This window comes from Sphingobacterium cavernae (assembly GCF_008520265.1).
In the GTDB taxonomy this organism is placed as follows: Bacteria; Bacteroidota; Bacteroidia; order Sphingobacteriales; family Sphingobacteriaceae; genus Sphingobacterium; species Sphingobacterium cavernae.
Window position 1 is genome coordinate 1 of the sequence record NZ_VIQM01000083.1, and the last position, 11431, is coordinate 11431.

9 protein-coding genes are annotated in these 11431 nt (G+C 33.1%); all 9 read right to left on the bottom strand.

The window, feature by feature from the left end:
* Window positions 1-3050: hypothetical protein (locus FLS47_RS15240; protein ID WP_149915205.1), on the bottom strand; the 3050-nt coding region annotated here is incomplete at its 3' end.
* Between the two features lie 74 nt (window positions 3051-3124).
* Complete coding sequence (locus FLS47_RS15245; RefSeq protein ID WP_149915206.1) at window positions 3125-3604, bottom strand: hypothetical protein; 480 nt, start codon at window positions 3602-3604, stop codon at window positions 3125-3127.
* The gene (locus FLS47_RS15250; RefSeq protein ID WP_149915207.1) at window positions 3594-4862 is read right to left on the bottom strand and encodes a hypothetical protein; all 1269 of its coding nucleotides are present in this window, start codon (window positions 4860-4862) and stop codon (window positions 3594-3596) included. Before FLS47_RS15250 ends, FLS47_RS15245 begins: the two co-directional genes overlap by 11 nt.
* Window positions 4863-6872, bottom strand: coding sequence for a secretin and TonB N-terminal domain-containing protein (locus FLS47_RS15255; protein ID WP_223225338.1), 2010 nt, complete (start codon window positions 6870-6872; stop codon window positions 4863-4865).
* On the bottom strand, window positions 6826-8247 hold the full coding sequence (locus FLS47_RS15260) for a GspE/PulE family protein (protein WP_188347452.1): 1422 nt from the start codon (window positions 8245-8247) through the stop codon (window positions 6826-6828). Before FLS47_RS15260 ends, FLS47_RS15255 begins: the two co-directional genes overlap by 47 nt.
* A gap of 13 nt (window positions 8248-8260) precedes the next feature.
* Window positions 8261-8761: a hypothetical protein gene (locus FLS47_RS15265; RefSeq protein WP_149915209.1), complete on the bottom strand. Its 501-nt coding sequence runs from the start codon at window positions 8759-8761 to the stop codon at window positions 8261-8263.
* The gene (locus FLS47_RS15270) at window positions 8761-9177 is read right to left on the bottom strand and encodes a prepilin-type N-terminal cleavage/methylation domain-containing protein (protein WP_149915210.1); all 417 of its coding nucleotides are present in this window, start codon (window positions 9175-9177) and stop codon (window positions 8761-8763) included. Before FLS47_RS15270 ends, FLS47_RS15265 begins: the two co-directional genes overlap by 1 nt.
* 804 nt (window positions 9178-9981) lie before the next feature.
* Window positions 9982-10491: a hypothetical protein gene (locus FLS47_RS15275; RefSeq protein ID WP_149915211.1), complete on the bottom strand. Its 510-nt coding sequence runs from the start codon at window positions 10489-10491 to the stop codon at window positions 9982-9984.
* On the bottom strand, window positions 10472-11431 hold a 960-nt coding region (locus FLS47_RS15280), incomplete at its 5' end, for an RHS repeat domain-containing protein (RefSeq protein ID WP_149915212.1). The genes FLS47_RS15280 and FLS47_RS15275, both read right to left, overlap by 20 nt.

The following is an 11431-nucleotide window of genomic DNA, read 5'->3' on the forward strand; positions in this document are numbered from 1 at the left end:
CCATCCGTAACACTAACAGCGTTTAACTGGTTTAAAAGGGAGTTAGCTGCATTAATATTAGCCTGTGTAGAACCTCCTCCTAAGACCTCAAGAACTTGTTGATAGGTAGCATTCTCTATCTTGGCAATAGGGTATTGTCCATTATACCCCCATAGATAAACTGTACTCGGTAAATTTTGCTTCTTAACTTCCAAAGGATTACCATAAATATCAAATTGCAAGATAAATAACTTTTCATCCACCCGCCCTAGTTCTGTACCATATTTCTTATATACAGAATTTAAAAGAATATCATTATTGATCTTTATAAATCCTGCGGTCTCTTCTTTGATCAAATCACTATCTGAGAAATTTTGTATTCGAATCGGTTCTAATCTATTATTTTGCGCAAGATCAGTTGCATATGCAATATTAGAAGAGAGCAAATCTGGCGGATAGAAAAACGATGTAATATTAGTCTTAGCATCGGAAGACGTTTTGATTTTTTTAGTTACTTGCTTATGTCCATTCCCTTCATATACATTACTAATTTCGGATTTTACAATTCCCGACGAGTGATAATCATATGTAGTAACCTTTTGTAACTTCCAATCAATATAATTATTGAAATAATGAACAGCAGAATAACTTCCTCCCTCCATTTCCCATGCATGATTACTTGGACCTGTGATATCATAGTTTTTACGGAATACCCAATTTTTAGTACTACCTTCTTGCATAAGCCTATACTCATAAACTTCTTCCTTTTTTAAACTTTTCATAGAATCATACCACTTTTTCCTACCTATTTTTCCCAACATTCCTTCAGAAATGTTACTATATGGAACACCATATATCATAGGACCGAATTCGCTAAATGGTGGATTATCTTCAATGAGATTAAATTGACTTTCAGTATACCCATTAATCTGGTTAAAATCTGAAAAAATAGATTCAGTAATTGTCTGATAAAATACTTTCAAATTACGAAAGTTAAACATCTGATTAATATTGGAGCTAGTGATCATGAGTATATCCGTATCTACCATTAATCCACCACAATGAACTTTAACTTGTTTAAATTCATGATATTTTGGAGAAAATAGAGTATTTAAAGTGCTACTATTACTGTTTATATTTTCCAAAGTGTTATAATGGAAACTACGTCTCTCTGACTTTCCTGATTCTGAAAAATTTATTAATGTCTTTACGCGGTTACCACTTCCAAAATCATCAACTTCTTTTGAAACTAAGTGATTGTTATAATAGATATCTATGACACCGTATAATGAATTGAATCTAGATGATAATTTGTATCGTACCTCATATTCCCGTCCATTTGTAGTCCCTACAATAGCATCTAAACTTTCATCTACTTTTCTTGTTGCTGAATATATAACTGTATTAGTAGAAACATCAATTACAGATAGCGCATGAAGGTCGTGCAAAGGATCTGGATTATTCACACAACTTGAAGAAGGATTGTTTTCATAAGTGGCAGATGCAGCAAAACTAGCACTCCCTCCTGTAGATATAAATCGAAAGGTGGATAATGTCTCTCTTGTACCACAATTTAAATTTGCCGACAATCTGTTAACAATAGGCTCAGTAATAGTCTGGATTTTTTTTGTTTTATTTGGCTCGTAAATTATTTCGGTATAACCTCCTGTAGGATATATTATTTTACTCAATAATCCATAATAAACAGAATTAGCATTTACATCATTATCTGCAGAAGCAAAGTCTAAACCACCTATATTATTTAGTATACTCATCGCATTACTTGGCATAAATTTAATTTCATTGCTATAAGGTAAATAATTAATTCGGTTATTAAAATATCCAAACTTATCCCTTGAATAAGAAAATCTTGGTGGCAATAAACCCTTATTATAATATTCAAATAAATATTTTGAATTAACTACTGGGCTTTCCCCTTTAAACAAAATCTCTTTTAAAAAATATCTATACTTTAATTTGGTTAATGTTTGTAATTTTGGTTCATTTATGGATTGAGAACTTAAAACTTCATCATAATTAAAATCAATAGACTTTATTTGATTCCCTCTTTCCAATAGTTTAATATTTTTTAATTTCAAACCTCCTCCGTCTAATCGTATGTCGTCATAAGTAAGATTTAATGTGTTTGCTCCAAATATAATTGATGAAAGCGCTCTAGTTGAACTCGTTGTGGAATAAACGCAATTATTGATTGCTAATTTATATGGTGATAAAGTATTTCCTTCACAGGTTCGACTATAACTTCGGTTATATACTACGGAAGTCACATTCTCAATTGTATAACTTTGATATGTAAATGATATATGCGCATTTCGAGGACTAATTATTTCTTTTAAAAACCAAGCAGATTGGAAAGTCGGCTTAGGCCCCACGAAACAGTCCCGATTTAGCCTCATACCCTCAACATAATTCAATTCTCCTCCAAACACGTATCGATATCCTCGGGAATCAGTAATTGTAAATCGTAAAATATTCCCATAAGTGGAGGTGTTACTAGTTTGCTCCATCACCACTTTTTCATCATTTCCACCAACAACGATTACATTTAGATTTTCATCTAAATAAAATTTACCAGAAATACCATTTACGTTATAACTAAACCAATCTTGTTCAGTATCTACCCCTAATCCAGCTGCATTTACTATTATGTTAGAGTAATCTATTAAATTAGCTGGATTAACCTGCGAAGGAAACCACCGTGTCTGTTCCTTCTCATCTGGTAACCCACGCATTACTCGGGTAACAGCGCCTCCAACATTTAAAATCCAATCAGTGCCGGTAGAGCCACCGAGTGCATCTATATCTACCCCAGCGCTTTTGTACCCTAAACTAACTCCGATTTCAATATCGTGATAACGTTCAGAAATTAAAGGAATGGAAGTGGAGAATGCTCCATCATTCCCTTCAAGAGGTATATTTCCGTACTGTACAAAAGAAAATGGTGTGGGTGTAGGTGTTGCAATTGAGGGCATATAGCTCATTAAGGCATCTTGGGATTTCCCTATATTTACTACTGCTATTAAAAATAATAAAAAAAATATTCTTTTCATATTCATAATTTATATAATTGTGTCAATAAAAAAATTGATAGTAAAAGTTAAACATTTTTATGATTTTCTGTATACTATTTAAAATTTGTCATTTCAACCTCTACAATATCATTAAAATATCTAATCTTTTTTATAAAATATTCCTTCTCTATTCTATGTATCACTTGAATTAAAGACTTATAATCACCCTGAAGTGTTATTGTATTTGATTGGAGAAAGGAATCAGATGTCACCTTATTCTCATTAAAAGAAAGTTCAACAGGTAGGCCATCAATACATTGACTTATATTATAAAGAAAATTATTTTCAAAAAATGCAGAGTCAACAGTAAACTTCGTTACAAGGCTATCTAACCTGTTGAACTTTTTTTGTGTGGTGTAGGTTAGTTGATTGGAGATAGCTGAAGCAGATTTCTGTGTTGTTAATTCGGTATTTTGACGATATTCGTTCCACGCTTTCGAAAAAGAAAATAACCAGCTTATAATAAAAAGTATAACAGTAGAAACAAGCAATAGGTTATTTTTTTGTTGATAGGTGATAATCTTAAAAGTCATAGCCAAATTTTATTTCTGCTTCGAATATGTTTTTATTTTCTTCGTCGGCTTTTTTCTCCGCTTTAGTGTATTTTGTAATTCGCACCGTTTCTATCCACTTAGTTTGGTTCAGCTTGCGAATCCAACTATTCAGACTCTCTAAACTGTAAACGAAACCTGACAAACGAATTGTATTCCTATTGTCTATTTCCGTATCAATTTGATGACCTACTCTTTTCTCTTGCGATGGATTGATAGCAATATTAGTTAGCGTGATAGCAGGAGAATCATTTAATGAAATACCTAACTGATCCAATAGCCAAGCTTTACTTATTCCACCATTCCAACCTAGTTGTTTCAATTTTTGTTCCTGATCTCTAGTTTGTTTTATTAGTTCTTCCAGTTGCTTTTCAGAAATATTTTGTGTTGAAATACTGTTTGAAAGTTGTTGATTTTGCTGATAATAATGATGAAAAAAGATAGTACTAGTTACTAGTAGTATAAATAAAACACCCAATACAATCTTGCTATTCAAATTAAGTTTGATTTTCTCCTTTGCTTCTAAAAATTGAAATTCTAAATCATCTTTCGTTAGCGAAAGGTTGGGTAAAAAATCATATAATAAAGTAGAAAATGCAGCAGCATAGCTACTGAGATATTCGTGGGATATAGTTTTGTTACCTACCTTGATATTAAAAGGATTTTGGTGCTCAACTGAAAAGTCATAAGAAATCCATTCTCCATTTTCATCCGTCTCGATGCGATGACCATGGAATATATAACTATTGTTATAAATATTGATTTGCTTGAGAATATTTGATAACCCAAACGGACCTATAAATACTTGTATAGGAAGTATATTATTCTCTCTCAAACTATTTAATAAATCATCTACTGGTTGTCTTTTTACTATAGCGAGCCATATTTTATCCTTTCCTTTAAATTGTACATTATAAAAGTTCTCCGTTGTATAGGATGGTAACAAGTTCTGTATTTCCTTCTCTGAGAGCTCAGATTTATTTGGATCTAAACTTTCTATTGATTTAATTAAAATCCCCTTGCCTTTTACATAAAGCGAAACAAGTGCATCACCGATATTTTGAACATATTCCGCAACTTCTTTTATGTTATTGAAAGAATTAAAATCTTTAATATTGATTGATTTTGCTTTTCTCTCTATATACGTACTTAAAATCTGTTCCGACAAATTGATATCTACTTCCAGACCTATACAAGATTGGAAAGAATACATCTCTCTAAAATTGTCAACAATATTCATTTAATAAATAATAGTAGGTTTGATAAATACGACCGAAACAACCTTTCGTGTACGTTTTTCTTTACTACTGAATAACCATCTCAAAACAGGTATACGAGATAATATTGGCACACCTGAACCACTGTCACTGTTTTCCATCCTTTCTATACCCCCTAATACAATCATATCCTCATTCTTTGCCCTAACAATAGAGGTAAACTTAGAAGTTGAAGTAGGGGGAGGACGATTTTCAACTAGGGCACCCACAAAATCCGTAATATTCACGGTGATATTTAATGTAATTTGCTCATCAGCAGAAACTACGGGTCGAATATCGATATCTAAATTTGCCTCTACAGGAGTAAATTGTTCTGTAATAATGCTATTAGACTGAAACGACGGAATAATATTTTGAGTCTGAGTACGATAATAGCGTGTACTTCCAATACTTAATGTAGCTTTATGCCCGTTAAGAGTTGATAATTTAGGTACCGAACGAAGCTCAACATTTTCATTCTCTTCTAAAGCTTTTAAACTTACATAGAAATTCGGAGAAACCCGTCCTAGATTAAATGTACTGTTTCTCCCTATCTGGGAAAGAAATTTATTAATAGAGCCTGCTCCAAAAGTGAAATCCAGCCCCTGTCCTAACAATTTTCCTCCAATTACAGTTGTAGAATCAGCGATTCCTGCTGTTATGCCGGTTTTAGTGGTTGTGCCCTTTTGAATATCTAATAACGTAACCTCAATCAATACCATGGGCACTAGTTTATCCAACTTTTGAATAAACGATTCGATCTCAGCAATCTGTGGTGCGGAACCAGAAAGCAAGAGCATATTCTGTTCTTTAAACTCCTTTATCTCTACATCTCGCTTCCAGTCCATTGGTATCATCTGTACTAAGGTATCAATAGAACGGTTTTGTATATGTATAATTCGACTAGATCGTAGTCCTTCAATCTTCCGATCACCAATCAAATAAGTCCCCCTATCTACACGAAAGGTATAGTTTGTACCTTGAAATATAGAGGTTAGAAAATCATCAAAATTAATATTGCGTACATTGGTCGTTACCTGCCCTTGTATATCCGAATAAATAAAATAATTTACATCGGCTTCTTGGGCTGCTCGTTTAATAATTTCAGATAAAGAGGATCGTTCCGCTTGAATCGTGAATAATTTACCCGCTAATGCGGAAGTTCCTTGGTTATATACCGTAAAATTTCCAGAACCAGCTCCCACCATTCCTTGATTCATATCTCCCTGTTGCCCTGACTGTCCACGGTAACGAACAGCAGTTTCACTATTTTGATTGATGAAGACTTCTTCACCTGGGATTAAACTTTCAAAGACAAACACTCCATCGTTCGTTTTGTAAAATTTTAGACTATTGGCATAGGCTAATTTCTCAAGCGCAACTTCAAATGGCGAGTTGGTCATATAGCCAGACACTGTTTTCTGCTGTAATGAGACTGGAACCACTACATTTTTACCGGACACCTCCGCAATCCGCTTTACTACATAAGCTAGGGTGTCATTATTCAATTCATAGGTAAGGGTATTGGTATCAGCATTATAGTTTACAGGAATAATTCTTTTGGGAGTAATTGGAGCAAAATTATGCATTTTGCTAATGCTCATAATCGACCCTACAACATTGATATCCAGATTGTATGTTTTACTTAAAAACAACAATACATTTAGCGCTGTCTCTCCTTGAAAATTATTAACAATAGTGTAATTAATATCCGGGTCTATATTGATGTTCAAGCCATTAGATTCCGCTAATGCGCGAACAAATTCTTGTATTGAAACACCAGATACAGAAAGCTTCACTTTTTCTTTCAAACCCGGAGATACAAAGGTTAGTGCTTGCAGCCGCTGTTCTACACGGCTATATCGTTCTTCTGGGGTTTGCGCAAACAGCGAAACGGTAAAGCAACAAATGCCAAATATAATAATCAGTAATCTATTGAAATGCATATTAATAATTGAAGAGTAGTGGATATATTTCATCAATACTTGTCTCATGATTTGCAAAAAGTTCAAATGCATTTTCACCTAATGTTTTTATATTTCTTTCGCGCAATAGTTCGTCAACTTGCATGTTTCCTTTTTTTATTTCTCCTGCCAATTCTCTATCAATAGGGATAATTTCATAAACCGCCTTTCTGCCTTTATATCCAGTATAAAAACATGAACTGCATCCTACTGGACTGGCATAGCTATCAATCGTATAATATGGAATAAATTGCTTAGGAAAGATTTGTGCATCTATAGGATGAGTTGTTTTACAATCTGGACATAGTAAGCGTACCAAGCGCTGTGCTACTGTGGTATTTAAGGTGTTTGAAATCAAAAAGCTAGGTATCCCCATGTCTATCAAACGAGAAACCGTCCCCCACGCCGAATTGGTGTGAATGGTAGATAAAACCAAGTGCCCTGTTAATGCTGCACGGATAGCCATATTAGCCGTGTCTGGATCACGAATCTCTCCTACCATAATAACATCTGGATCTTGACGTAAAAAAGTGCGCAATGCAGCCCCAAAAGATAAACCTATATTTTCTTTTAATTGGACTTGATTAATACCTTCTAAAGTGTATTCTATAGGATCCTCAATGGTTAGTATATTACGAGTCTCTTTGTTTAAATCCTTCAATGTCGCATACAAAGTCGTAGTCTTTCCCGAGCCTGTAGGGCCCGAGATTAGCACAATGCCATTCGGTTTTTTAATACCATGAAGGTAATTTTCATAATCTTCGGTTGATAAACCTAATTTATCCAGTTGGATATTCGTAGCATTGTTGTTTAGTAAACGTAATACAACTTTTTCACCATGCAATGTTGGTAGAACAGACACCCGTATATCAAATTGCTCGCCAGCATGCGCATATGCAATACGCCCATCTTGAGGTAGACGCTTCTCGGCGATATCCATATTGGACTGTATCTTTATTCGGTTCACCAAAGCTGGGTAATCCGATTTGGATAGACTGTAACGCTCTACCATCATGCCATCTATGCGGATACGGACGCGACCTCTATTCTCGAAACTCTCAATATGGATATCCGAACTTTTTAATCTTTTGGCTTCGAGTATCAAAGTTTCTAAAAAATCCGTATTGTACTGTAAGGTCGATTTTTCTTTTCCTTGATTTGAGATATCCTCAAAATAATATTTATGTAATAGCGTGTTTAATTCACAGGAGGAAACCTGTTCTAATATAAAATCAAAAGGCAATGAAACCTCAAGTTCATCTTGCAAGCTTAAGGTGTCTACAGCATCTGTTGCCAAAATAACATAATCATTTTCCATACCAATAGCTGCTAGCCGATAATGATTTGCTAAATTACGCGGTAACTTATTGACCACATCGGAACTTACAGTTGATGAAAACGACATTGACATGTTAAGCTTAAAATAATCGGTAAATCAGTTCGTCTAAAGATATAAAATTTATTTCTTCAAGATAAAAAATTATCAAAAAAATAGTAGACTGTAATCCTGCCAAAGGAATGGTGCGCTCATACGACTTGATATTTATAAAATAGACTACCAAAGAAATCATTAAGGAGGCAACTATAAACACAATGAAACCTACTAAATTCCAATAGCCTGCTATACACATTAAAAACACCACATCTCCCCAGCCGATATAGCGATCAAAGAGCCACACCCAGCCCCTGTGCTTTACAATAAAATAAAGTTGTAGTAAAACGAAGTACAACAGTAAAAAAATAAGATTAATTCCATATTGTAAAGTATACCCCTGCAAACCAACACTTCGCCAGCTAAAATATCCCAAACAAATAAAAGTCAGTGCAAACCAATAGATATGCACTGATCGTGTTTTCAAGTCTTCGTATGTAATAGCTAGTAAGCTAAGAGTTAATCCAATAAATACAAAAGTCTCCATTAATCAGGAGTCACCTCACGTAGATTCTTCTCATTGTCTATCTCCCAAACGTTGTACGTGCCGTCTCCATCAAAGTCTACGACAGCAGTAGCACGCCCCACAAATCCTGTCTGATCAGCTTTGACAATATCGATACGGTAATTTGCTTTACCATCTTGACCATCCGTACTCAACTTTTCTTGGATAAATCCTAATTCACTCAAATCGCCTGCATACTTCGACTTCTCATAGAAATAATTCTGCTGCAATGTCTGTAAATGTTGCAATTGAATTTTTGCTTCTGTACTCTTTGCCTTGGTAATCAACGGCAACAAATTCGGTAAAGCTATCAGTATTAATATGCCTATAATAACTAATACAACTAATATTTCGGTTAATGTGTAGGAACGAAGTGTTTTGTTAAATATGTTATTCATTATTAAAATTATTATTATGTTTTCTTTCTTTTAATTGAATTTTAAATTAAACTTTTTAAAAAAAATGATAAAACAAGTTGAATATACCTAAATTATAAGTAGCATAGCTCATCAGGATAATGTAAGATGGAAATTGTTATAATCGGACCATCTTGCAGAAAATAACGTTTATAGTTAAATTAAAATTCTAATATTAGTTTAATATTTATGCTGTTATATAATACTGATACTATATATAAGGTTAGACTTCCGTGTTTTGGTAGATGAAGTAATTAATCGCTGAGACTTTTTCTTCCTGCAGATATCTTCACAAATCACTGAAGAAATAGAACACAAGACCTCTACCATTTCCGATATACTAGAAACGTTGATTATTATATTCCTCGGTCTGGTAGTCTGACTTACCCTTATTGCCATGTTCCAAAGGAATAATAGTTTTTAAATATACAAATCTTATACAATAAAAACTTGTAAAGGATTTGTAACTTATTTATCGTAACGTAAGGGTTTAGCTTGCACCAATACGGGCTATTGCACAAAAACCTTATAGAATACAGCTTATAAAAACTAGTCCAATCCGTTAAAAAAATGGGACAAATTAAATTACCAACATTTACATTCTAACAGTTTAGACTCTTTATAAAACATTTGTTAGTTTTTATTAAATATTAACAAATACAAAATAATCAAAAGAACGTAGTTCTTTCTTAACTCCACAAGTTATCATCTATATGCTTAAAATATTTATAATATCAATATTAAAAAAAATCTCCATTATTATCCATTCTCAACTATTAAAATTCTTCATTCTTTGCTTAACTTCAAGAAATCCATTGTACAGATTACATTCTTACTTTCATTAAAAATCTTAACATATACATTTGAACCTATTTTAAAAATATTTGAAAAGGAATCACTGTCACCAATCCTCTTAAGACGATCCTCATTATATTTTATAAAAATTCGCTCCTCTCCTAAAAAATTTACATTTAGACATATCGAATTCATTGAATCAACACGATGACTAAAGATATGAAACATTCCATAACTTTTATAATAATATGCCTCGCACAAATAAATCTCCAATTTATCTTTAATTATTTCATAGGTTAAGGTATCAACTATTTCTATTCTATTAGGACTAATTTTGCGGATAAAATTTTTGTTATGTATAGAATTTTCAATTGATAATTGTGCAGGAAAATAATAACGCACAAATTGTCCATTTCTAACCAGCAAAATGGAGAGTATATAATACAATATTATTATTGATACGATTATGAATAAACTTATTTTAATTTTTCTGTTTTTCATTCTTTATGGGTTTTAGAAAAACACTAATATCATAGGCACCTTTATTTTGACTTTTGATATCATCAAATTTCTCAGGAGGATCCATTCCATTGCCATTGCCAGTTTTGAATCCTCCTACTTTTAACGTAGACTCTACGTTATCAATACAATTATTTAAAAATGTATTATAATCTGTTGCAGTTGTCTCTTTTGCTGTTTTTTTCATTTTAGAATCCTGAAATTTTGATGTTACAAACATAACAGCCTTCTCATATCTCTGAAGAATATTACCCTTAGTGTCACGATGAGAACCATCAAATGGTTTATATCCGAAATCTACATCATCATAATCATCTTTAAAAGTATTATGTTCACTATTTGCAAAATCCCCTAAACTGTCAAACCCCGCAATTGTAAATGCATTGTTATATTCTTCTTTTCCATCTTTATTAATATATGTCCCTTCATTGTCACCATCCTTAGAATAATAAGTCCAACCATCTTTCTCATTTCCTATTAACATCGCTATATGTCCATATTTATGTCTTGCACTTTTTTCCCCATAAGACAATATTATAATATCTTTACCATCTGGATCAATTATATCAATAGGATTATTTAACACATAATTATATGAAGAGTGGTTAAAATACTTCTCCGCAAGCGGATCGACAACATTCCATCTACCGATTTCTGGGTCATAGAACCTCGCTCCGTAATCCTGCTGATCGCCTAGCTCCGATTGTACTTCCTTACCATTGTAAAGATACTTATTTATTCCTGCTTTTAGGGTTCTCTGTTTTCCAAATGGATAGTAATCCGTTTGTTGTACTATTTCTATTACAGTGGTTGTAGGATTCTTGAACAACACAGCTCGTACATTACCTAGATGATCCGTTAAGTTATAGTGATAGGTGTAAGTATTGTTTGACGCGTTGCGTTGTAGATAACCCTCGCTCGT

Excerpts from the sequence above, each read along its gene's own strand:
- FLS47_RS15255 (WP_223225338.1), bottom strand. The coding sequence starts at position 6,872 with ATGAGACAAGTATTGATGAAATATATCCACTACTCTTCAATTATTAAT.
- FLS47_RS15275 (WP_149915211.1), bottom strand. The coding sequence starts at position 10,491 with ATGAAAAACAGAAAAATTAAAATAAGTTTATTCATAATCGTATCAATA.
- FLS47_RS15250 (WP_149915207.1), bottom strand. The coding sequence starts at position 4,862 with ATGAATATTGTTGACAATTTTAGAGAGATGTATTCTTTCCAATCTTGT.
- FLS47_RS15260 (WP_188347452.1), bottom strand. The coding sequence starts at position 8,247 with ATGTCGTTTTCATCAACTGTAAGTTCCGATGTGGTCAATAAGTTACCG.
- FLS47_RS15270 (WP_149915210.1), bottom strand. The coding sequence starts at position 9,177 with ATGAATAACATATTTAACAAAACACTTCGTTCCTACACATTAACCGAA.
- FLS47_RS15265 (WP_149915209.1), bottom strand. The coding sequence starts at position 8,761 with ATGGAGACTTTTGTATTTATTGGATTAACTCTTAGCTTACTAGCTATT.
- FLS47_RS15245 (WP_149915206.1), bottom strand. The coding sequence starts at position 3,604 with ATGACTTTTAAGATTATCACCTATCAACAAAAAAATAACCTATTGCTT.